The sequence below is a fragment of the Pseudoalteromonas sp. S327 genome (assembly GCF_005886415.1).
Classification (GTDB): Bacteria; Pseudomonadota; Gammaproteobacteria; order Enterobacterales; family Alteromonadaceae; genus Pseudoalteromonas; species Pseudoalteromonas atlantica.
Genome location: NZ_PNDP01000031.1, coordinates 1 through 22,978, shown reverse-complemented (window position 1 = coordinate 22,978; position 22,978 = coordinate 1). Strand labels below are relative to the sequence as shown.

Annotated in this window: 18 protein-coding genes; 10 read left to right on the top strand and 8 right to left on the bottom strand. The window is 42.4% G+C overall.

Annotated elements, in window-relative coordinates; translation table 11 throughout:
- Positions 1 to 39: 39 nt before the first annotated feature.
- From CWB60_RS09485 to CWB60_RS09465, 5 genes are all read right to left on the bottom strand, one after another.
- Positions 40 to 1,506, bottom strand: coding sequence for a carbon starvation CstA family protein (locus CWB60_RS09485; protein WP_004589533.1), 1,467 nt, complete (start codon positions 1,504 to 1,506; stop codon positions 40 to 42).
- 636 nt (positions 1,507 to 2,142) lie between these two features.
- Complete coding sequence (locus tag CWB60_RS09480) at positions 2,143 to 3,060, bottom strand: carbohydrate kinase family protein (protein ID WP_024032786.1); 918 nt, start codon at positions 3,058 to 3,060, stop codon at positions 2,143 to 2,145.
- Between the two features lie 2 nt (positions 3,061 to 3,062).
- On the bottom strand, positions 3,063 to 4,586 hold the full coding sequence (locus tag CWB60_RS09475) for a mannitol dehydrogenase family protein (protein WP_024032787.1): 1,524 nt from the start codon (positions 4,584 to 4,586) through the stop codon (positions 3,063 to 3,065).
- Between the two features lie 36 nt (positions 4,587 to 4,622).
- Entirely contained in the window at positions 4,623 to 6,344 is a 1,722-nt protein-coding gene (locus tag CWB60_RS09470; RefSeq protein WP_029772305.1) for a purine-cytosine permease family protein, read from the bottom strand.
- 382 nt (positions 6,345 to 6,726) lie between these two features.
- Positions 6,727 to 7,398 (bottom strand): HAD family hydrolase, encoded by a 672-nt coding sequence (locus CWB60_RS09465; protein ID WP_024032789.1) that lies wholly within the window; start codon positions 7,396 to 7,398, stop codon positions 6,727 to 6,729.
- Positions 7,399 to 7,771: 373 nt separating this feature from the next.
- Here CWB60_RS09465 and CWB60_RS09460 point away from each other — a divergent pair, with 373 nt between their 5' ends.
- From CWB60_RS09460 to CWB60_RS09450, 3 genes are all read left to right on the top strand, one after another.
- Positions 7,772 to 9,310 (top strand): catalase, encoded by a 1,539-nt coding sequence (locus tag CWB60_RS09460; protein WP_004587093.1) that lies wholly within the window; start codon positions 7,772 to 7,774, stop codon positions 9,308 to 9,310.
- A 67-nt stretch (positions 9,311 to 9,377) separates the two neighbouring features.
- Positions 9,378 to 9,872: an ankyrin repeat domain-containing protein gene (locus CWB60_RS09455; RefSeq protein WP_064387079.1), complete on the top strand. Its 495-nt coding sequence runs from the start codon at positions 9,378 to 9,380 to the stop codon at positions 9,870 to 9,872.
- A 390-nt stretch (positions 9,873 to 10,262) separates the two neighbouring features.
- Positions 10,263 to 11,129: an alpha/beta hydrolase family protein gene (locus tag CWB60_RS09450; protein WP_138579794.1), complete on the top strand. Its 867-nt coding sequence runs from the start codon at positions 10,263 to 10,265 to the stop codon at positions 11,127 to 11,129.
- Between the two features lie 33 nt (positions 11,130 to 11,162).
- Here the strand turns inward: CWB60_RS09450 and yddG are convergent, their stop codons facing one another.
- Positions 11,163 to 12,083 (bottom strand): aromatic amino acid DMT transporter YddG, encoded by a 921-nt coding sequence (yddG, locus tag CWB60_RS09445; protein ID WP_138579795.1) that lies wholly within the window; start codon positions 12,081 to 12,083, stop codon positions 11,163 to 11,165.
- 175 nt (positions 12,084 to 12,258) lie between these two features.
- Between yddG and CWB60_RS09440 the strand changes: the two genes are divergently transcribed.
- The 7 genes from CWB60_RS09440 to CWB60_RS09410 all read left to right on the top strand — a co-directional run bounded on the left by CWB60_RS09440 (position 12,259) and on the right by CWB60_RS09410 (position 19,879).
- The gene (locus CWB60_RS09440; RefSeq protein ID WP_024032802.1) at positions 12,259 to 12,912 is read left to right on the top strand and encodes a TetR/AcrR family transcriptional regulator; all 654 of its coding nucleotides are present in this window, start codon (positions 12,259 to 12,261) and stop codon (positions 12,910 to 12,912) included.
- A 3-nt stretch (positions 12,913 to 12,915) separates the two neighbouring features.
- The gene (locus CWB60_RS09435) at positions 12,916 to 13,398 is read left to right on the top strand and encodes a putative 4-hydroxy-4-methyl-2-oxoglutarate aldolase (protein WP_138579796.1); all 483 of its coding nucleotides are present in this window, start codon (positions 12,916 to 12,918) and stop codon (positions 13,396 to 13,398) included.
- A gap of 346 nt (positions 13,399 to 13,744) precedes the next feature.
- A complete protein-coding gene (locus tag CWB60_RS09430) occupies positions 13,745 to 14,953 on the top strand; it encodes an amidase family protein (RefSeq protein ID WP_138579797.1) in 1,209 nt (402 codons plus the stop codon).
- A complete protein-coding gene (locus tag CWB60_RS09425) occupies positions 14,950 to 16,524 on the top strand; it encodes a gamma-glutamyltransferase family protein (RefSeq protein ID WP_138579798.1) in 1,575 nt (524 codons plus the stop codon). Before CWB60_RS09430 ends, CWB60_RS09425 begins: the two co-directional genes overlap by 4 nt.
- Positions 16,521 to 17,345: a sulfite exporter TauE/SafE family protein gene (locus CWB60_RS09420; protein WP_004587085.1), complete on the top strand. Its 825-nt coding sequence runs from the start codon at positions 16,521 to 16,523 to the stop codon at positions 17,343 to 17,345. The genes CWB60_RS09425 and CWB60_RS09420 overlap by 4 nt, the downstream gene beginning before the upstream one ends.
- A gap of 3 nt (positions 17,346 to 17,348) precedes the next feature.
- Positions 17,349 to 18,578, top strand: a complete 1,230-nt coding sequence (locus CWB60_RS09415; protein ID WP_004587084.1) for a pyridoxal-phosphate-dependent aminotransferase family protein — start codon at positions 17,349 to 17,351, stop codon at positions 18,576 to 18,578.
- A gap of 14 nt (positions 18,579 to 18,592) precedes the next feature.
- Positions 18,593 to 19,879, top strand: a complete 1,287-nt coding sequence (locus CWB60_RS09410) for an allantoate amidohydrolase (protein ID WP_138579799.1) — start codon at positions 18,593 to 18,595, stop codon at positions 19,877 to 19,879.
- A 110-nt stretch (positions 19,880 to 19,989) separates the two neighbouring features.
- Here CWB60_RS09410 and CWB60_RS09405 read toward each other — a convergent pair whose 3' ends face one another.
- Together CWB60_RS09405 and CWB60_RS09400 are read right to left on the bottom strand one after the other, a co-directional pair.
- Positions 19,990 to 20,550: a YrbL family protein gene (locus tag CWB60_RS09405; RefSeq protein ID WP_171036139.1), complete on the bottom strand. Its 561-nt coding sequence runs from the start codon at positions 20,548 to 20,550 to the stop codon at positions 19,990 to 19,992.
- Between the two features lie 704 nt (positions 20,551 to 21,254).
- Positions 21,255 to 22,793 carry an OpgD/OpgG family glucan biosynthesis protein gene (locus CWB60_RS09400; protein ID WP_138579801.1) on the bottom strand — a complete coding sequence of 513 codons (1,539 nt, stop codon included), beginning with the start codon at positions 22,791 to 22,793 and terminating at the stop codon, positions 21,255 to 21,257.
- Positions 22,794 to 22,978: the final 185 nt, after the last annotated feature.

Genomic DNA, 22,978 nt, shown 5'->3' with positions numbered 1-22,978 from the left:
AGCGAGCTTAATAAGCTCGCTTATTTAATTTTTAACGCTTTACGCTACATCTAGCTTTTTATGCTTAGAGTGTACAAACACTAAACCTACTAAGCCAATAACAACCACAGCGGCACCAATTGGTTTACCTAAGTCGGCCGATAAATTAAAGCCAATAGCAGCAGTCATAATGTACGAAAGTGTTACGCCAGTAGCGATAACGGCAGGTATACTGGTGATCCAGTGGAATGCACGTCTATCAAATAAGTACTTAGTTGCAAGCCATAGCACACTGGTTGAAAGCAGCATGTTTGAAAATGCAAAGTAGCGCCAAATAACCGAGAAATCTAATTTAGTCATAAAAAAGGCAATCGTTAAAATTGGCACAGCCAGTAATAAGCGATTACGTAAGCTTTGCGGAATATTAAACGCATCAACCACGGTTAAACGCAGTGAACGGAACGCCGTATCGCCAGAGGTAATAGGGAACACCGCAACAGCAATAATGGCCATAATACCGCCCATTACGCCTAAGTAACTATTTGCTACATGGTTAACCACTAAACCTGGGCCACCTTGATCAAGCAATGCTTTTAAGCCTGCGTAACCTTCTGGGAATGCAGCAATACCCGCAAGTGCCCATACACAACCTACAATGCCTTCACACATCATTGCGCCGTAATATACTGGGCGTACGTATTTTTCGTTTGTTAAACAGCGGGCAATAATAGGCGCTTGGGTAGAGTGAAAGCCACTAATAGCACCACAGGTAATGGTAATAAACAGTAACGGCCAGGTTGGCAGGCCATCAGGGTTTGGCTCTAAAAAGTCATGCGCGTGGTCGGCTTCAAAGTAGGCTAAAAAGTCGCCTGCAACTGGTAAGTGTGGCGCATCTAGTAATAACGCACCGGCTATTAATGTAGTCATTACAATCATTAATAAGCCAAATAGCGGGTAAAACTTAGTAATAATTTTATCAATAGGTAGCAGCGTTGCTAAAAAGTAGTACGCTAAAATAGCCAAAACCCAAAAAGTATTATTAGCAAAAAAAGTGCCTTCAAATACATCTAAATTACTTAATAAGCCTGCTGGGCTCATAATAAATACAACGCCCACAAAAAACAGCAGCATGGCTGTAAATATTAGCATAAAGCCTTTAAACACAACGTTGTAATAGTGCCCTGCTATTTCTGGTAAGCTTTTGCCATCTTCTTTAATGCTCATCACACCTGAGAAGAAGTCGTGTACTGCACCGCCTAATACGTTACCAAGCACAATCCACACAAGTGCTACCGGTCCGTACAGCGCACCTAAAATTGGGCCAAATATAGGGCCTACGCCCGCAATATTTAAAAACTGAATTAAAAATGCACGCACAGGGTGAATGGCTACATAGTCAACACCTTCGCTAAAGCGTTTTTGTGGTGTATCAACTGTTGTATCCATACCTGCTTGTTTTTCAACAAACGGGCTATAAAACTTATATCCCAGTATTAAGATTGTTATGCAGATAAAAAAGATGATCATAAAGCACGTTTCTCTTTTTGTATTTGGAGTATAGAGCGCCTAATTGCCGCCCCGCCTTTCAATCCATGAATAATCGACGAACATTAACAAAGTATTAATCCCCCCGCTATAAGACGAATAGCTAATACACAAGGGTCTGTAGACCTTTCAAGGTTAAATTTGCAGCAGCCAGTTTGGTATTTAGGCAAGGCAGAGCCTATGTGGTGTGGTTATTCCCCATAAGTAGGCGATAACGCAGCATTAATGCCAAACAGGCGCTGCCCTTCGGGTTCTGCCTAGGGGCTATTTACTCTTTGTTGCCTACATGGATGTAGGTAAGGGGTGTGAGCAGGACGCGGAAGCTTTGCTCGGTTTTGACTTATTCTTACATGGATGTAAGCCATTAGGATAACGCAGGAGCAGTTATCGAGCCCACTAGGTTACAAACCTCGCGCCGCGATTAAACCGCCCCTAGTTTGAACAAATTGCAAACTGCAAAGGTCAACAGACCCTATTTAAGCCACTTTTTATGCACCTTGCTCAACACTTAATCTAAACGGCTTCATTAATAAAAATTAAAGCAAAAAAAAGCGGCTTTACTATAAAAGTAAAACCGCTTACACACACAATGATTGGGTGTAACTGTGATTTTTTACGTTACGCTGGGCTCATAAACTCGTTAATTTGTTCATGAGTAAGTGTAGGTGTAGCACCGGCACTTTCGGCCACCATAGCACCTACTGCACACGCAAAATCAACAGCATGTTGTGCACAATCGCTACTACAAAGCTGATAAATTAACGACCCTAAAAACGAATCCCCCGCGCCTACTGTATCCACAACGCTAATTAAATAACCTGAGTTATAGTAATTTTCGCCTTTAATGGTTAGTAGTGCACCGTGGCTGCCTTTAGTTACACATAAGTATTCGGTGTTAGTTTGCTGTGCAATAAACGCTAAGTTTTGCTCAAGTGAATGGAACTTGCAGCCCATTGCTTTGGCAATTTCATAAAGCTCTTCATCGTTTAATTTGATGAAGTCGGCTTTATTCATTAAATCTACTAATGTGTCTAACGTGTAGTGTGGCGCACGTAAATTTACGTCAAACACTTTAAAGTTAGCTACATCAACTAATTGGTTTAATGTGGCAAGTGAGGCTTCGCTTCGGCCAATAAGGCTGCCAAATACAAATACATCACTGGCTTTTACTTTTTCAATAAGTGAGTCTGTAAGCTCAATGTTATCCCACGCAGTGTCGGCAACTATTTCGTAGCTGGCTGAGCCGCTTTTATCTAAGGTAACTTGTACTGTGCTGGTTTTTTTGTCGTTATTAACGCCAATGTATTCGCAGCTTACGCCTTTGCTTTTAATTTCGCCTAGTAGCTCAGTACCCAGTTCATCGTTACCTACAGCGCTTATCATGTCGGCTTTAATGCCCAGTGAGTTAATACGCACACACATGTTAAGCGGCGCGCCGCCTAAGCGTTTATCGTTTGCAAAACAATCCCATAGTACTTCGCCAAAGCAACTTACGCTTACGTCTTTACCTTGTTTAGAATCAATTAAAATGCTCATTATTAGTTACCTTTAGGCTCAAGCACGTTATTCATAATTGCTTTAATTTTGCTAGCCGGTGCGTATAGCGCTTCTACATTGTTTTTGTAGTGAGACGTAAAGGCACTTTGCGTATTTAAATCGCCAAATAAGCTTGTTAGCGATAAAAATGCAAGGTCATCAGTCGCCGTTTTAGCCGCGGCTTCATGTAACTCGCTTTGCATTGCATCGATGATTTCAAGCTTATTGCCTTGCTCATCTTCGCCTTTATCGCTGTAAAAACACCATGCAGCAATAACCAGGGTCGCAAGTGATACATCACGGCCATGGGCTAGATTTTCGTTAATAGTGGCAATTAAAAACTTAGGTAGCTTTGCTGCGCTTTCTGAACAAATGCGCGATAAGCTGTCTTTAATGTTTGGATTAGCAAAGCGCTCAATTAGCGTGTCTTTGTAGATTTCAAGATCAATGCCTTCTAATTTCTCTAGGTTAGGCGTTACTTCTCTATCCATAAACGCACGTAAGTACTTTGCAAATAAAGGATCTGATACTGTTTCGTCAATTGTGCCGTAGCCATGTACAGAGCCTAATAAACCCAGTACCGAATGGCCTGCATTTAATAAGCGTATTTTCATGGTCTCAAAAGGTGTTACGTCACTTACAAATTGTGCGCCAACGCTATCCCAATCTGGGCGTCCGCAGCAAAATGAGTCTTCAATTACCCATTGAGTAAACGACTCACAGGTAATTGGCCATTCATCGCTAACCCCGTACGCATCAACAACGTAGTCAATATCGCTCTTTTTAGACACTGGCGTAATACGGTCAACCATTGCATTTGGGAAAGTTACGTTAGTAGCAATCCACTCGCTTAGTTCTTTATCTTGCTCGGCCGCAAAGGCAAGTAGCATTTTACGCGTTACATTACCGTTGTGCTGAATGTTATCGCACGACTGTACTGTAAACGCATCAAGGCCTTGTTCTTTACGTAGTTTTAACGCAGCAGTAATGTAGCCAAACGCCGTAATTGGGTCGTTCGGGTTATTAATGTCGTTAATAATGTCTGGGTTTGAGTAGTCAAACTCACCCGTAACTGGGTTAAAGTTATAGCCGCCTTCGGTAATGGTTAACGACACAATATGCGTATCGCTGTGCGCAAGCTTATTAATAACCGCTTGCTTGTCCTCTGGAGCAAACAAAAAGTCAATCATAGAGCCAATAACTTTGTTATCTATTTGCCCATTTGGGTGTCTTACCGTTAGCGTGTAAAGGTAGTCTTGCTGCTTTAAAATATCGCGCAGACCACGGTTACCTTCTAATAAGCCAACACCACAAATACCCCACTGTTCAGCACCTGGCGTTTTTAATAGCTCGTTAATGTACACCGCTTGGTGAGCACGGTGAAAGCCGCCCACACCAATATGAACTATACCCGCTTTTAGCTTACTACGGTCGTAGTTTGGTGTATCTACATGGCTTGGCATATCTGCCAAGCTTTGTTGGTTTAGCCCTTTAACAAGAGCGTCAGTGTGCTGGTGTTGCGTCATGGTGCGGCCTTACTAAAACAATATTAAAAATTTAAATTAAGATGCAGTATTGAGTGCTTTATGGCGCAATAGCGACCAGTAAGCGGTTGCAAAATAAATAATGGTGCAAATAAAACATGCAATTTCAAACTGAGATTTATTTCCTGCGTAAATGCTCATGCTGTCACTAAAAAACATTACTTGGCTGGCAAAGCCAAAAATAATAAGTAACGAAACAGTCGACACGCCATTTAACACTTTGGTTAGCATTGAGTTATCAACAACTGGAGCTTGAACGTTTTCTGCCAGTCCTGCTTGGTACTCTTTAATGTCTTGCTGCTCTTGCTCTTCTGCTGCAATTTCTTTGCTGTAGTCTTCACCTGCGCCGTATTTTTTAGCCAGTAGCGTGTAAATAACAATGGTGAAAATCCAAGTAGGAATAAATAAGTAGTAAAACGACATTACATCAATCGCATTTAAACCAAAGCCAAACACAAGTGCTAATGCCCAAGAGGCAATGGCCGGTACGCTACGTGTAATGTTTTTGTATTTAGCCCAGTAGCGGGTTAAACCAATTTTAGGAAATAAAACATGCTCGGCAAATACAATGCCGCCTACAGGTACTACTAATAAGCCTGCGTAAGTTAAAAGCGGTAACATTTGCGAAAATACAAACGGGAAACACGCAATTATAACGGTTACAACACCGACAATTGCGGTAGTGCGCTCGCGCGATTGGTCAACAAAAATAGATTGTGCTGCAAGGCCTGCGCGGTAAAGGTTGGCGTTAGCTGTAGTCCAGCCGGCAATAATTACAATAACAAAGCCTGTCCAGCCTAATGCGTGGTAAGCAACGTCACCTGGGTCAAGTGATGAAATAGTTGTTTTAAGTAATACCGCAACACCTGCGCCCATAATACCGGCCGAGATCCATGCTAAGTAATGGCCAAAAAACATACCTACGCCCGAAAACAAACCGTAGCTTTTGCGTTTAGCAAATCTAAAAATTGCCATATCAATTAAGCCAAAGTGGGTAATAGAGTTTGCAGCCCATGCAAAACCAATAACCTCTAATAAGCCAATACCTTTTTCGCCATCAGCGGTGGTACCGGTCCAAATAGAAGAATCCCCTATCGCCATAAAGTCATCAAACCCTGTTAGCGTGGTTACTCCTAATACATGATTAGAAAGCTCAGGGAACAATGCAAACGAGCCTGCTATAAAAATAACAAATAACCATGGCGCACAAATTTTAGAAAAATCAGCAACGGTTGAAAAACCATACATAGCCACAAATACAACAATAGAGCCAACCGATAATACAATGGCCACAAATGCTAAGCTGTTAGGGTACCAATCGAGTTGCGCGGGTATATCAAACAAAAACCGCACTGCGGTTGCCGATACCGTGATCATGGCGGCGGATATCACACTAAATATGACCACGTTTGCCCAGTTATAGAGCTTGGTCATTGAGTTACCCGCAATTTTATTTAGGTAGTTGTATAAACTTAAGCGTGTTTCTACCGCAATTGGAGAGGTAATTAACCACCACGAACACATAGCTAATAGGTTACCAATTAATAAACCTAATAAAATGTCGATGGTCGATGCGCCTAATGCAACAAAGGTTGCACCAATAACAAACTCGGTTGCAGCAACGTGTTCACCAGCGTATAAACCGGCAAAGTGCTTCCAACCATGAAGCTTATGATTAGCAACGGGCAATTGCTCTTCGTTAACATCGTTAAATGTTTGTGTGTGTGGACTTGATGCCATGGTATTTTCCTATTGTTTTAAGCACAGCCCTAACTAACCTGAACTCTGGATAATAAATCTATCTCAAGCAGCTATTTCCAGCGCTAACTACGTTAAATTTACTTGCAATAGGCTAGCTATTGACGCGTAATTTCGCCTTGTTTTCACTGTAAATCTCTGGCTAGAGAAAATAAACATAGATATCACTTTTGATTTAATATGTTAGTAAATCTCTTAACCAAAGTTCAGGTTAACTATTAATTTAAATAAGTGTTTTTTATTTAAATTAATAGTGAGTAAATCACCGTGCCTTTTTATAATGCTACTACTATAACTAATTAATAATTAATGCATTTTTACGTTAAGCTTTGTCAGTGTCATAAAGCTCAACGTTGATATTCTATTACTGTGTTTGTAATGTTGGGTACTGCTTATAAAAGTCATCCCAATGCGTTAAATGCGCTACCTCTGGGTAAGCTTGGTGAACAAAGTTCACTGCATCTTGCATATGCCCCCCCCCGCTGTAATGCAAAACCTGCATATTGGCGGCAAGTGCGGCGCACACGCCAGCTTTTGAATCTTCAATCACTAAACAATTTTGTGGCTTCACGCCCATTTGCTCAGCGGCATGTAAAAATAAATCGGGTGCGGGCTTACCATTTTTTACCTCACTTGAGGTAAATACCTTATTAAAGTGTTGCGATAAATTAACCACATTAAGCGCTTTAGCGGTGCGTTTAGGGCTACTGCTTGTTGCAATACAACAAGGTACAGATAATTGCTCTAGCACGTGTTTAATGCCGTTAGTTGGCATTAATGCAGTTTCGAACTCGTTTAATAATGCTTCTCGGTAATCGGCTTCAAAGCTCTCAGCTAAGGTCACGTTAAAGGTATTGAATAAGTTTTGGGTAACTGTTTTAAAATTACAGCCCAAAAAATATTGTTGTACATAGGCTCGGTCAATATTAACGCCAATCTCTGCAAGCATGTTTATTAACACTTGCGCGCTTAATATTTCGCTATCTATAACAACGCCATCACAATCAAAAATAACTAATTCTATTTTAGTATTCATATTGCCCCTTTTTATGCACCTAGTTTGGTGCAACCTCACCTTGAGCATAAGCCCAGCAAGTGAGCATATTCTCTTTATTGTTATAATAAGTCAACATTTTGTTAGTGAAAAACGCACCACAGTGGTGAATATTTATTCATTAAATATGAAATTGTCTGTATTTTCATTGATTTCAAAATTGCAATTACGACTAAGGTCGAACATTGCAAAACTGCTATTTAGAAAATAAAAGGCAGCACACAAACAGCAATCTAAATTTATGATTACTCCAATCTAGACAATCAATTTTACCGAACTCACTTTTGTTAATACACTCGTTAACAGTTAAACAGCCAGCAACACTGCCGGCACTTTTATACAGATGAGGTCGACAATGAATACTCAAAAAAACACGATTAATAATAAATCTACGTTAACGCTAAGCGCATTAGCTTTAGCAATGGCATTACCTGCAAGTGCCGCAACTACCCTTACTAAAGACAACGGCGCAGCTGTTGGCGACAACCAAAACTCTATTACCGCAGGTGAGCGCGGAAGTGTATTACTTGAAGACGTACACCTAATTCAAAAGCTACAACGTTTTGCACGTGAGCGTATTCCTGAGCGTGTAGTGCATGCGCGTGGTACAGGTGCACACGGTGTGTTTGTAGCGTCTAAAGAATTAGATGACTTAACAATTGCTGCACCGTTTGCAGAAGCGGGCAAAGAAACAGATGTATTTGTACGTTTTTCATCAGTAATTCACTCAAAAGGTAGCCCAGAAACACTGCGTGACCCACGTGGTTTTGCTACTAAGTTTTACACCGACCAAGGTAACTGGGATTTAGTAGGTAACAACTTACCGGTATTCTTTATTCGCGATGCGATTAAATTTCCAGACATGGTTCACTCGTTAAAGCCATCACCGGTAGATAACATTCAAGATCCTAACCGCTTTTTTGACTTTTTCTCATACGAGCCAGGTTCTACTCACATGTTAACGTGGGTATACAGCGACTACGGTACACCTGCAAGCCTACGTAAAATGGACGGTTGGGGCGTACATGCTTACAAAATGATTAATAAGTCTGGCGATGTTAAATACGTTAAGTTTCACTGGGTAAGCCAACAAGGTATAGACAACCTTGATGCTAAAGAAGTAAACGAAGTGCAAGGTAAAGACTTCCAACACTTAACACGCGACCTATACAGTGAGATTGGTAAAGGCAACTTCCCTAAGTGGGATCTTTACATTAAAACCCTTGATCCGTCGCAGTTAGATGACTTTGACTACAACCCATTAGATGCAACAAAAATGTGGTTAGACGTTAAAGAAACTAAAGTAGGCACCATGACCCTAAACCGTATGCCAACTAACTTCTTCCAATCTACAGAACAAGTTGCAATGGCACCGGCAAATGTAATTCCGGGTATTGAGCCATCTGAAGACAGACTATTACAAGGGCGTGTTTTCTCTTACGCCGATACGCAAATGTACCGCTTAGGTGCTAACCACCAACAATTGCCAATTAACCGTGCAAAAGTTGAAGTGGTTAACTACAACCAAGACGGCGCAATGAACTACGGTAATACAACAAGTAACGTGAACTACCAACCAAGTCACGAAAACGTTGCAGAAAACCCAATTGCACGCAGAAGTAACACAGAGCTTAAAGGCTACGTACAACAAGCAGCAATTAAAAAGCAGCAAAACTTTGCTCAAGCGGGTGTACTTTACCGCAGCTTTAGCAAGCAAGAGCGCACTAACTTAGTTAACAACTTAGCCGGCGATTTAGGCAAAGTGAAAGACAGCAAAGTTATGCACAAAATGCTTAGCCACTTCTACAAAGCAGATAGCGAATACGGTACACGCTTAACTAACGCTGTAAACGGTGACATGAAACAAGTTAAGCAACTAGCCGCTAAGCTTTAATATTTTACCCAACCTGTAAGTTATTGAGGAAAGCCTAGCTTTCCTCTTTTTTAAAAAGGTAAACAGTATGCGTAAATTACTTATTATATTTACTTTAGTGATGAGCTTTTCAAGCTTTGCCAATGAGCCACAAAGCCCTGTAACAGAACAAAGCACCGCCCAGTCGCAATATGACAGCTTACTTGCTTATTACTTTGCAGCCGCACGTACCGACGACACCGCCGTTATAACGCAATTTGTAGATGCTGGCATTCCTATTAATAGTTACAACAACAAAGGTTACACCGCGCTAATGATTGCCACCTACCACGGCAATAAAAATACGGTAAATACCTTATTGCAATTAGGCGCTAATGCCTGCCTTGAAGACAACCGCGGTAACACAGCCCTAATGGCTGCCATATTTAGAGGCGAATTTAGCATAGCTAAAACACTTGTAGGCCTTGATTGCGATAACGCACATCAAAACAAAGCTGGTCAAACAGCCGAGCAATTTGCACAAAAATTTGGCCAACAAAAAGTGCTCGACTTATTAGCACAGGTAAACAGTAAATCTAATTAACCAACTTTTCATATACCCATTAGCCCGTTATTGTTAGTGACAATAAGGCTACATTAGCAGCCAATAACACGGCTTTGGTAAAATAAGTAGTACCCTTTAGTTATTTAAACCTTCCTCTCGCCCCATTTTATCTGGGGCGTGGTTTAATACCAACGCCAATAAATAGCTGATCTATTTTACTTGCTTAAACAACGCATTTTTTTGTTGTAATTTTCGTTAAGGGAACAACCATTTACATCAATTTACGCCTAAACTGAATTGTTTTTCTGCGTAAATTTAGAACACATACTTAATGGGGTTGGTATAAACAACGCACTCCCCTCTTGTCGAAACTGGTCTAACCAGCTATTATTTTTACCTGTGTACTTTATATGGGAAATAATAATTCTAATGACCGCACCACACTTTGAGCACACCACTATTACCTGTAATAACAGGCAAACCCTAAGCGCCCGTGTATTTACACCCACTAGCGCTATTAAAGGTGCGGTGATGATTGCCCCTGCAACCGGTATAAAGCAGCAGTTTTATGCAAACTTTGCTACTTACTTACAGCAACATGGCTTTGGCGTTATTACGTTTGATAACAGTGGCATTGGCCAATCGCTTAACCGCAGCATTAAAAAAAGCAAAGCCAGTTTACAAAGTTGGGGTGAGCAAGACATGCCTGCGGTGCTTGAGCATTTGCAAAGGGTATTTCCTAATACGCAGTATCATTTAGTGGGTCATAGCGCCGGTGGGCAATTAGTGGGGCTAATGCATAACGCCAACGAGCTAAGCTCCGCGTTTAATTTTGCTTGCTCGTCGGGTAAATTAACTAATATGAGCTTAGCGTATCAGGTTAAAGCGCACTTTTTTATGAATGGGGTTATTCCTCTTAGTAATGCCTTGTTTGGTCATACTAAATCGCAGTGGTTTGGCATGGGCGAGCCCCTACCTAAAGGCGTAGCTAAACAATGGCGAAAATGGTGTAACGCCCAAGGGTATGTGCAATCAGCATTTGGTGATACCGTATTTCAACACTGTTACAACACGCTTTCTATGCCCTCAATATGGGTTAATGCTACCGATGACGATATTGCTAACAATGCAAATGTTGCCGATATGCTCTCGGTTTTTCCTAAATTAAAAGCACAAACCCTAACCTTAAACCCACACGACTATGGTTTGAAGGAAATTGGCCATATGAAATTTTTTAGTAAAAAATCTGACGGATTATGGCCACTTGCGCTTAACTGGCTAAACAAACACAGTTAAAAAAGGATGCGTTTACTCCGTACATTTGCACCGTTAATTTACGGCGTTGATTTGCTTTTTAACTGGTTTTTCACGCGTTACGAAATAGCATACGAGTGAGCCGCCAGTTACCATTATTACTCCTTGCCAAAACGTGGCACTAAGGGTAATAGACAAATAAAGCGCCGAAATAATCGCCGAAAAAACCGGCGTAAAATACGAAAGCGTACCAAGCAACATTAAGTTACCGCCAATAATAGCTTGGTTCCAAAGAGCATACCCGCTGCCAACAACCACACCAGCTAACACAAGCGTTACGGTCGCGTGCAGTGTAAAGGTCATTTTTGGCTCGTCACTTAATCCATACAACACCCATAAGCTTAGTGCCGTGGCGATAAAAAACAGCACAATGGCATTTTGCCCATTGCTATTTTTTTGAGTAATTACACAGTAAACAGACCAAATAAAAGGTGCTACAAACGCCAACAAGTAGGCCGTTGGGTTACTGGCAAAATTGCCCATTATACTATTAAGTGATAACCCACTATCGCCACCAACGCACCAAGCCACACCAAAAAAAGCGAGTAGCATGCCGGGGTAAATCCAAACACTTACTTTACTACGGTTAACTATAATACTGAGCAAAATGGTAAGTGTGGGCCATAAATAATTTATAACTGCCATTTCTACCGCTTGGTGGCGATTATTAGCAAGCCCTACAAACAGCGCTAAACACACCTCGTAAAGTGCAAATAAAGCAGTACCCCAAATAATATAGCGCTTATTAAACCCAGCAAACTTAGGCCGCCCCATTACCAAAATTAAAAACAGCGCGCTTACACTGTACATAAGTGCCGCCCCACCTATGGGGCCAAATAACTCCGAAACATCCCTGAGCAGAGCCACTAAACAACTCCATAATAAAATAGCGGCAATGCCATAAAGCGTGTATTTATGATTAGAAAAAAAGTCCATTAACTACCTAAAAGTACTACTTATGTTTGACGTTACGCTAACAGTAATTAGTGGGTTAAACAATTGTTGCTCATCATTTATTGTTATAAAGATGTTTTTGGCCTGCACTTAAGTGTTTGACCTTTTGGTCAGTAAAGTTACAATCATTCAACACGTTAAAAACAGCATCGCCATAATGAGCACACAAACAAAGCCAAATAAAAAAGAACTCACCCGAGTAAAAAACCAAACATTAATACTCGATGCCGCCGAGCAATTGTTTTCTCAGCTTGGTTACGATGGCACCAGTATGAGTATGGTTGCCAAAGAAGCAGGCGTTCCTAAGGCCAATATTTTATATTATTTTAAAAGCAAAGACGGCCTATACGAAAACGTAATAGACCGCATTATTGCACACTGGAACTTAGGCTTAGATAACGTAACCCCTGAGGACGACCCTGCGCATGTGTTGTATCACTATATTAAAAGCAAAGTCATACTTGCCGTAAACCAGCCGCTGCAATCACGTTTATTTGCCAGTGAAATACTGCGCGGCGCTCCTTATTTGCAAAACTACTTTAGAACCAACACACGCCCGTGGGTAAAACAAAAGGTAGACGTGTTTCAGGCCTGGATAGATGCAAACAAAATGGATAATGTTGACCCTTACCATTTATTATTTACCATTTGGTCAACTACGCAGTACTACGCCGATTTTCAGGCCGAAGTGCTACTGGTAATGAACAAGTTAGAATACGACGAAACCGATGTGGCACAAATAACGCAATCAACTGCCCACATAATTTTAAAAGGTATTGGTTTAAAAATACCTGAGCACAGTGAGGCTTAACCCATGGATAATTTTACCACCCCAGACTTATTTGACGATCACCGCAATAGCGTACAAGTCGCCGACAGCGGCCTGCGCCACTTTGGAAAAAAAACCACGTTTAGTGGCCAAGCAGTTACCGTTACCTGCCCAGACGATAACTCGTTTGCCGCCGACATACTGCATGAAAACGGCAAGGGTAAAGTACTGATTATTGATGGTTTTGCTAGCAAACGCTTTGCTTTTATAGGCGATATTATGGCGGAGCGCGCGTTAAAAAACGGCTGGGAAGGCGTGATTATTAACGGCTGTTGTCGCGACATTGAAATACTTGCCACTATGGATTTACCGGTTATGGCACTGGGCTCAACCCCGCGCAGTACATTAAAGCGTGGCTTTGGAGATAAAAATCAAACAGTGACCATGCTTAGTACCACAATTAACCCTAACGATTGGCTATACGCCGATGTAAATGGCTTAATTATTAGCCCTAACGCATTACTATAAACGTCACACTTGCAACCAAGTTGGTGCAATCACGCACCAACTTGGTGTGTTTTCACCTCTAAATTACACCTCCTTTAATACTTATATTTTTATAAATATCTGCTAAACCCCATACAAACCAAACAAAACCTGACCAAACGGACAACTTTATTGCATTTGGCATTGCTTTTGCTTAGCTTTTAGGCAATATAATAGCTAACCGATTAAAAAGCGGATCAGGCTCTGTAAAATAAAAATAAGATGTTACGCGGTGGGCTGAAAAATAATAATAACTAATTCGTCTTTTTAATCACTCTAAATCTGATTATAACCAGTTGGTCAGATTTACTTTATAACGAGTGGTGATATGAGTACCAAAACACATAATAATTTTACCGGTATTTTTTGTGACCATGGCCCTAACGCATGGCAAATACAAACCCACGGCATACTTGTAAATAAGCGCCTTGCAGTAAAAGATGTATTTGCTATTAAAGGCGAGCGTAACAGCGCTGGTAACCCAAGCTGGTTTAAAGCAGCAAAACCTGCACAGCAAACAGCAAGTGCCGTAAATAAACTAATGAATGAGGGTTGTCGCTTTACAGGCTTTACCCATACCGATGAGCTGGCCTACAGCTTAGAGGGCAATAACATTCACTATGGTGCAGCACAAAACCCAAAACTTAAAGGCCATGCAAGTGGCGGCTCAAGTATGGGCTCGGCTGCAGCTGTAGCGGCTAACTTAGCCGATATTGGCTTAGGCACTGATACTGGTGGCTCTATTAGAATACCGGCAAGTTATTGTGGGTTATTTGGTATAAGGCCAAGCCATAACGTAATTGAAAAAGATGGCCTAATTCCGCTAGCGTCCCCATTTGATACCATTGGCTGGCTTACGCAAAATGCAGAGCTGCTAAGCGATGTAGGCAATGTACTGTTACCAAATCAAGCTATTAATAACGTTGATACCTTAGTTATTTGCGAGCCATTATTTGAGCTGGTTAACCCTGCTTTACAAGCCCCACTTAAACAATTGCTTGAAAAAACCAAACCTTATTTTAAACACCATAAAGAATTTGAACTGCCTAACAGCAGCTTATTAAGCGAACTGGCTGACAGCTTTAGAATACTGCAAGGGCGAGCAATCGCAAAAACGCATAAAGATTGGCTTCAATTGCCAGGGCAACTTCCCCAGTTTGCTCCGGCAATTGCGGCACGTTTTAACATGGCGCTTGCCCTAACCGCTCAAGAAGAGCAAGAAGCACTAAATGTACAAACCCAATGGCAAACACTAATCGCTAAAAACCTAAACACAAACAGTTGTTTATTTTTGCCAACCACACCCACAACTGCACCTAAATTGGGCGCCGACACAAGCGCCTTACGCATGCAAATAATCACCTTATCGGCCATTGCGGGCTTGAGCCGCTCGGCGCAAGTACACTTACCATTGGCTAATTTAGAAAATGGCCACCCGTATGGGTTTTCATTAATGATGAGCCACGGCAACGATAAAAGCCTACTTGCCTGCGTACAACAATTAGCTGCCCACTTTAAACAGGACACACTTGCATGAGCACAAACAACATTGCCTTTACTGCCCCGCATTTTGCAGCAACCGAGGCAGGCACCTTAATACTAAAACAAGGCGGTACAGCCACCGAAGCCATGGTAGCGGCAGCGGCTGCGATTAGCGTGGTATATCCGCATATGAACTCAATTGGCGGCGACAGTTTTTGGCTTATTGATAACCCAAACCAAAGTATACCCACTGCCATTGATGCCTGCGGGCGCGCACCAAACGATATAAGCGCCTATAGCAATGAGCCACACATACCAGAGCGCGGCGGTTTAAGCGCGCTTACTCAGGCTGCAACACTTCGCGGCTGGCAAAAAGCCCTTGCGGTAGATGAGCACGCAGCTCTTTCACTAAGTACTATTTTAGCCCCAGCCATAAAGCTCGCGCGCGAAGGCTTTACAGTATCTAAAAGCTTGCAAGCAGGCTGCGAAAAGCTTGCTACCGCTTCAAACACTAACGCTGCCTTTAAAGAACTTTACATACCTAATGGTAAACCGTTGCAAGCGGGCCAACATTTTAAAAACCCAAAACTTGCCAGTACCTTTGAGCACTTAGCCGAGCATGGCTTAAACGCCTTTTACCAAGGCCCTTTAGCAGAGTCGTTTGCAAACGATTTAGCTGCCGCAGGCAGTGCAATTACACGCGCTGATATTGCCAATACGCAGGCCGATTTAGTAACGCCGCTCAGTGCTAATTTATCGGGCATACAGTGTTATAACTTACCCGCCCCCACGCAAGGCGTGCATTCTCTGCAAATAATTGGCGCTGTTAATAAACTAAAACATTTAGCCAAAACAGAGGCCGATTGGATGCACTTAATTGTTGAGGCAACCAAACAAAGCTTTACTCACCGCCCTACACTGTGGGCCGACCCAGATGCGCTAGGCGATGATTATAAAAACGCATTAACTGATGAGCGCTTAAATGCGCTTGCCAGCAATATAGATATGAGCCAAGCCAAGCAATGGCCATTTAATGCAGAGCCAGGCGATACCGTTTGGATGGCCGCACGTGATAAAAACGGCCAACTAGTAAGCTTTATTCAAAGTGTTTACTGGGAATTTGGTAGCGGCATTTTGATGAGCGAAGGCGGCTTTGTGTGGAATAACCGCGGTTTAAGTTTTAGTTTAAATAGCAACGATGCCAATGCCTTAAAAGCACATAAAAAACCGGCTCATACACTCAACCCTGCTTTAGCAAAATTTGACGATGGTAGGCGCCTTGCCTACGGCACCATGGGCGGCGAAGGCCAGCCACAAACACAAGCTGCAGTATTTAGTGGTTACGCATGGCGTAATAAATCAATTACCCAAGCAGTAAGCGATCCGCGTTGGTTATTAGGGCGCACCTGGGGCGATACAAGCACAAATTTAAAGGTAGAGCAAAGCTTAGTAATTCAAGTTAAACATGAATTAAATCAACGTGACCACGACTGGGTAAGCGTTGATAATAACAATGAAATGATGGGTCATGCAGGTGCCATTTTAGATACGCCTACCAGCCTTGAAGCAGCCACCGATCCTCGTTCAGATGGTCGCGCAACAGTAACTACAGCAGGAACACAATGACAGAAATAATAAATCAATGGCCGATTATAGCGGCCTTAATAGCAACCGGTATTTTTGCAGGTATTTTAGCAGGCCTATTTGGTGTAGGCGGCGGCATAGTAATTGTGCCTGTGCTGTACTTTTTACTGCAAGGCTTTGGCGTAAGCCCTGAGTCGGCCATGATGATAGCCACAGCTACATCGCTTGCCACCATAGTGCCTACTTCTATTTCGTCGATTCGCTCGCACCATGCAAAAGGCAATATCGACCTTGCTTTAATTAAATACTGGGCCCCGTTTATTTTGGTAATGGCCGTTATATGTAGCTACTTAGCTCATTCTATACGCGGTAATGCGCTGGTACTTATGTTTGCCTGTATTGCCATTTTAGTAAGTTTAAACATGTTATTTAGAGCCGGCGCGCCTGCCCTTGTTAGTAAATTACCAGGTAAATTTGGCCAAGGCATTATGGCCAGTATTGTCGGTGGTTTATCGGTAATGATTGGCATAGGTGGCGGCACTATTGGCGTACCCATGCTAAACGCGTTTAACGTACGTGCTCATGTTGCCGTTGGCACCGCTGCTGTATTTGGCTTATTAATCGCGTTACCGGGCGTTATTACTTTATTAAGTATTGGTACTACACCCACCGATGCGCCGCTAGGCACGTGGGGCCTTGTAAACCTACCTGCTTTTATACTTATTATTCCGCTTACTATTTTGTTTGCCCCTATTGGCGTAAAAATTGGTAGCAAGCTAGATCAAAAACAATTAAAACGCGCCTTTGCCGTTGTATTAATGATAACGGGCATTCGTATGCTTATTCAGACTCTGGGAGCCTAAAACATGTTTAGCGACACGCAAATTCAAACTTTAAATCCGCCACAGCGATTACTCATGGGCCCAGGCCCAATAAACGCAGATCCACGCGTGCTACGTGCTATGTCGGCGCAGCTAATTGGCCAATACGACCCAGTAATGACCGGTTTTATGAACGAAACCATGGCTCGCTATCGCGAAATTTTTAAAACCAAAAACGAATGGACCATGTTAGTTGATGGCACATCACGCGCAGGCATAGAAGCCGTTTTATGCTCTATTTTACGCCCAGGCGATAAAGTACTGGTGCCCATTATGGGCCGCTTTGGCCACTTGCTTGCTGAAATAGCCGAGCGCGTAGGCGCAAAAGTACACACCATAGAAGTCCCATGGGGCGAGGTATTTACCCCCGAACAAATAGAAAAAGCCATTGTTGATGTAAAACCCCATGTACTTGCTATGGTACAGGGCGATACCTCTACAACTATGAACCAACCACTTGAACACATTGGCGATATTTGCCAAAAGCACGACGTATTATTTTACTGCGATGCCACCGCATCAATTGTAGGTAACGATTTACCCGCCGATGAGTGGAAACTCGACGCGCTTTCGGTTGGTTTGCAAAAATGTTTAGGTGGCCCGTCTGGCTCTGCCCCTTTAACACTGAGCGATAAATGCGCCGATTGGATCCAAAAACGCAAAAAAGTAGAAGCGGGTATTCGTACCGCGCAGCATACCGACGGCACCGAGCCATTTGTACGCTCAAACTACTTTGATTTAGGCATGATCATGAATTACTGGGGCGAAGAGCGCCTTAACCACCACACCGAAGCCACCAGTATGCTGTATTGCGCATCAGAATGTGCTCGCATTGTTATTGAAGAAGGCGTTGATAACTGCGTTGCCCGCCACAAGTTACACGGCGATGCCATGCTAACGGGTATTCAAGCGCTGGGCTTAAACGTATTTGGCGACTTAAACCATAAAATGAACAACGTAGTGGGTGTTTATATACCCGAGGGCATTAATGCTGACCACGTACGCGGACAAATGCTAACCGACTTTGGTATTGAAATTGGCACCTCGTTTGGGCCGCTGCATGGCAAAATTTGGCGTATTGGCACCATGGGTTACAACGCCCGTAAAGATGCCGTATTACAAACATTGGCAAGCCTAGATGCCTGCTTACACGCCAACGGCTATAAAGGCCCTAAAGGCGAAGCCGCTATTGCCGCCCTAGCCCATTATAAATAAAAAAAGGATTTAGCATGACGATTGCAAGCCCCCTCCATGAGCCATTATTAAACAGTGAGCTGGCTAATAAATTTGCCGCGCGCGCGTTATTGCGCTGTAAAACGCTCAGCGGCCTATCGCAAATGCAAGGTGGCATTCACCGTGTGTATTTATCTAAAGAGCACAAAGAGTGTAACCGTGTAACTGCTGCGTGGATGGCTGAGGCGGGCATGCAATCGTGGCAAGACGAAGTCGGCAATTTATGGGGGCGCTTAGCATCATCTAATCCAAACGCTAAACGTTTAATTATTGGCTCACACCTAGACACCGTACCAAACGCCGGTGCATTTGATGGTATTTTAGGGGTGTTACTAGGTATTGAAGTAGCCGCCATTGCACACACGCTTAAGCTTGATTTACCATTTCATTTAGATGTAGTGGGCTTTTGTGATGAAGAAGGCACTCGCTTTGCCACCACTCTAATTGGCTCAAAAGCACTGGCGAACGAGTTTGACCCCCAGTGGTTAAATATACAAGATACAAACGGCATTAGCATGCGCCAAGCCATGCTTGATTTTGGCCTAAACCCTGATGATTACGCTAAAGCCGCCCTTAACAAAAACGAATTACTCGGTTATTGGGAAACCCACATAGAGCAAGGCCCAGTGCTTGAATCGGTAAACCAGGCGCTAGGGGTAGTAACCGCTATTGCTGGCGCCAAACGCGCTATGATCACCCTATCAGGCCTAAGCGGCCATGCAGGCACTACGCCAATGAACTTACGCCAAGATTCGTTAGTTGGCTGCGCCGAGCTTACCCTTGCCATAGAGCAACTAGCAAAAAACGCGAGTAATGGTGAAGTAGCCACCGTAGGGCAAATTCATGCTCGCCCAGGCGCTACAAATGTTATTGCCGGTAAAACGACTATAAGCCTAGATGCACGCGCACAAAATGATGCCGACCTAGCAGTATTACTTAATGCAATACATACCCGCGCCGATCAAATTGCTACATCGCGTAATTTAACGCTTGATTGGCAATGGACACATGCGGCCGACGCCGTAGCGTGCGACACTCAAATTCAACAATTGTTTAGCAGTGCCTGTAAATTGAATAACCAAGCCTCGCCTTCACTTGCCTCTGGCGCTGGGCACGATGCCATGGCTATAGCCCCTATTTGCCCTGTGGGGATGCTATTTATACGCAGCCCAGGCGGGATAAGCCATCACCCCGCAGAAGCTGTTATTGATGAGGATGTAACAAAAGCCCTTAGCGTAATGTACAGCGCACTCATGCTGTATGTAAAAGAGTTAGAAAAGTAACTAACGGTTATTAAGCGCAGGGTAGGCTATGTGCTGTTAGCTTAGCCCTGCGTATTAAACTGGGCTGTGGTTATTAATTAAAGCCAGTATTTAAAGTCGGAGTTTAAAACTTAATTAAGGCTTAAGCCAAGCTCATTTAAACTCGCTTCAAAGCGCTGCCATTTTCTATTTATTTTACGCTTAGCCGATGAGCTCACGTAATTACTAATAGGAAAAAACTCAGTATTACCAATATCATCAACAACAACACACCGCTCAATGGTGCCGTTATTATTAACACACGCTATGTTGCGTGGTTTTATTTCTTTGGTGATCACTAAATTGTGCAATAAATAATCTTTTAAATTTAATAGTGGCTCGGCTAAGGCTTCACTATTTGGCTGATTTAAATAATGTTCCAACGTTTTAGCCGGCTGATTATTTGCATCAATTACTAGGTCAAACACGTACCCTGTGCCAATATTGGTGTGTACCGTACCATGGTATCGCGCTAACAACTGCCACTGAATATTTCGGTTACTAAGTCGCTTATAATAAGCCAGCTCTTGATCTTGCTCCTGCGAAAACCCTTCACGGCTTACTTTTATACATAAATTATGTGCCTCAGGGTGCCTGTAACACGTTCTATGCGCCCCTTTACCTACAATTAAATCGTCGTTCAATGAGATCAAACCAATTTTCGTCCTAACGTAAATTTACAAATACCAATTCGCTTAATTAAGTAACCTATTTTGAGGATTGGTATAAAACGAGGTAAATAACACGCCTTAAAATTGCACGCTTAGTATTTACATCTATTAATGCAGCTTTTATTACTACGTCAGTAATAAAGTAGGTACATTCGTTAAATAAGCCGGCCATTTTAACTATAAATTAGGGTTTATCAAGGTAAATTAAGAAAGCAGTGGGTATACAAGCGACTAAAATAACCTTACGAAATAAGTATCACACTAGGCTGGGTTATAATTAAATAAACCAAAAGTGTATGCAGCCATACATTTGTTAATTAGCGCGCTTCGACCTAATAATAAGCATTCATAATTAGCTTAATAAAAAACGAATACGTATACTTTGATATTTTGGAAATGGAGAACATAGGATGTTAAAAAACATTTTATTTTTAATAGGTTGCATACTAATAACTATTGCAGCATGGCTTGTTTTTCAAGCTTTTGGTCAACACACTTTTTCAATAATGCTAATAATTTCTGCTGTAGTAATTATCAAAATTGGCTGGACTAAACTTAAGCATCGAAAGTAATCTCTCGTCTATTTGGCCATTCAACATACTTACTAAGGTTTGAATGTTGATGGCTATATACCGCACAACTATATAGCCATTTGTTTTACTTAAGCCTATTAAACCTTAGCTTAGTTACTCAATCGTTACCTTTGCATCACTTACCCATGTTTCGGTTATCGCCTCTTCGTTTTTATCAACCAAATACGCGCGTATGCTTACGGGGTCGTTATTGCTCTGTTTGTAGTCAAATGCTAATCGCCATTGGTTGGTCCCCACTATTGGGTAAGCACCAATTGGCTCCAGTATTTCGCCGTTACTGGCTTCAACAATAGGCTTTATGCCACTTTCTCTATCTAGGCCTTTAAATACTGGGCCTTCAAAATCAATCACCATTTTGTTTACGCCCTCAGGAATAGGCTGGCCAGGAATTCCGCCCTGCCCTTGGCGAGTATTAACAACACTTGCTAGGTTTTTTGATTTTGGATCGAGTGGACGCCACTCAATATCATAAGAAAAGGTAAACTCATCGCCTTTACGTACCTCTTTTTCAGGCACCCAATAAGCAACAATGTTATCAAACGTTTCATCTTTAGTTGGGATTTCGATTAGCTGCACAGCGCCTCTCCCCCAGTCGCCCGTAGGCTTGATCCACGCTGATGAACGCTTATTGTAAAACACGCCGTCGTCTTGGTAGTTATTAAAGTCACGGTCTCTTTGGATTAAGCCAAAGCCTTTAGGGTTTTCATCAATAAAGCTATTGGTCGACACCGACTGCGGATTATTTAACGGTCGCCAAATATACTGGCCCGACCCAGTATGAATAGCTAAGCCATCGCTGTCGTGAATTTCTGGGCGCCAGTCTTTCGCTACCGTTTTATCTTTTTCTGAGTACCAATACATACTGGTTAGCGGCGCTATACCTAAGCGCTCTACATCGGCGCGCATATACAAATTAGCACTTACAGAGGTAACATGCCCTTTGGCCTCTTTGTTGTCTTTACTCAAACCAAACCGATAAGCACCTGTAACAGAGGGCCCCTCAAGTAATGCCCACACAGACATACTCTCACCTTTATTTTCTGCAGGGCCTAGCCAAAATGCCGAAAAGCGTGGAAATTCTTCTGGCTCACTCATACCGGTATTAATTGCAATACCGCGAGCCGACAACCCATATTGCCCCTGAGGGCCATCAGTTCTAAAATAAGACGCCCCTAAAAACGATATCCAATCTGGTTTTATATCGGGGCGCATAATTCTAAAGCCTGCAAACCCAAACCCTTCTGGCAGGTCGTGAGCAGGGCTATCGTCAGGCATATCAAAAAGCGCATTATTAAAAGGCAGCTCTTTAACGTTGTTTTTATCATCTCTGATGAAAATACTTACCGGCTCAGGAAAATATCGCCCAGGGTAAAATAATTGCACCGGTGCCTTTTCGCCATTTGGGTAGAGGGTTTCATCTTCTTTAAAGCGTATTTTCCAATGTTCGTCATAGGTAATTTTATCAATAAGCTCAGGTGCTGGCACTTCCACAGGCGTATAGGGCTTTTTGGCAGAGGCTTTTGCCATTGCTTTTAAATCTTCAAAAGTAAACTTAGCACTTGCTTGTGCTTGCGCCGCGTGTAACGACACAGAGGAGGCAATAATAGCGGCAATAAATAACTTTAACTTCATAAAAAGTATCTCTAATAAAGGGAGTCTAAAAATAAGCGCCCAGTACGAACGCCTAACTTAAAATGCTTGTAAAGATATTACACACCGCAATATGAACTCGCGTTTACTAAAAAAACGTTATTTGGCGAAGCTTTTATGCTTAGCTGTGTTTAGGGGAGATTGTATTTGAATAGTTGCGTTTGAAT

Coding starts and splice junctions, on each gene's coding strand:
- yddG (WP_138579795.1), bottom strand. CDS start 12,083: ATGGACTTTTTTTCTAATCATAAATACACGCTTTATGGCATTGCCGCT.
- CWB60_RS09435 (WP_138579796.1), top strand. CDS start 12,916: ATGGATAATTTTACCACCCCAGACTTATTTGACGATCACCGCAATAGC.
- CWB60_RS09450 (WP_138579794.1), top strand. CDS start 10,263: ATGACCGCACCACACTTTGAGCACACCACTATTACCTGTAATAACAGG.
- CWB60_RS09485 (WP_004589533.1), bottom strand. CDS start 1,506: ATGATCATCTTTTTTATCTGCATAACAATCTTAATACTGGGATATAAG.
- CWB60_RS09475 (WP_024032787.1), bottom strand. CDS start 4,586: ATGACGCAACACCAGCACACTGACGCTCTTGTTAAAGGGCTAAACCAA.
- CWB60_RS09430 (WP_138579797.1), top strand. CDS start 13,745: ATGAGTACCAAAACACATAATAATTTTACCGGTATTTTTTGTGACCAT.
- CWB60_RS09460 (WP_004587093.1), top strand. CDS start 7,772: ATGAATACTCAAAAAAACACGATTAATAATAAATCTACGTTAACGCTA.
- CWB60_RS09420 (WP_004587085.1), top strand. CDS start 16,521: ATGACAGAAATAATAAATCAATGGCCGATTATAGCGGCCTTAATAGCA.
- CWB60_RS09440 (WP_024032802.1), top strand. CDS start 12,259: ATGAGCACACAAACAAAGCCAAATAAAAAAGAACTCACCCGAGTAAAA.
- CWB60_RS09455 (WP_064387079.1), top strand. CDS start 9,378: ATGCGTAAATTACTTATTATATTTACTTTAGTGATGAGCTTTTCAAGC.
- CWB60_RS09470 (WP_029772305.1), bottom strand. CDS start 6,344: ATGGCATCAAGTCCACACACACAAACATTTAACGATGTTAACGAAGAG.
- CWB60_RS09465 (WP_024032789.1), bottom strand. CDS start 7,398: ATGAATACTAAAATAGAATTAGTTATTTTTGATTGTGATGGCGTTGTT.
- CWB60_RS09410 (WP_138579799.1), top strand. CDS start 18,593: ATGACGATTGCAAGCCCCCTCCATGAGCCATTATTAAACAGTGAGCTG.
- CWB60_RS09415 (WP_004587084.1), top strand. CDS start 17,349: ATGTTTAGCGACACGCAAATTCAAACTTTAAATCCGCCACAGCGATTA.
- CWB60_RS09400 (WP_138579801.1), bottom strand. CDS start 22,793: ATGAAGTTAAAGTTATTTATTGCCGCTATTATTGCCTCCTCTGTGTCG.
- CWB60_RS09480 (WP_024032786.1), bottom strand. CDS start 3,060: ATGAGCATTTTAATTGATTCTAAACAAGGTAAAGACGTAAGCGTAAGT.
- CWB60_RS09425 (WP_138579798.1), top strand. CDS start 14,950: ATGAGCACAAACAACATTGCCTTTACTGCCCCGCATTTTGCAGCAACC.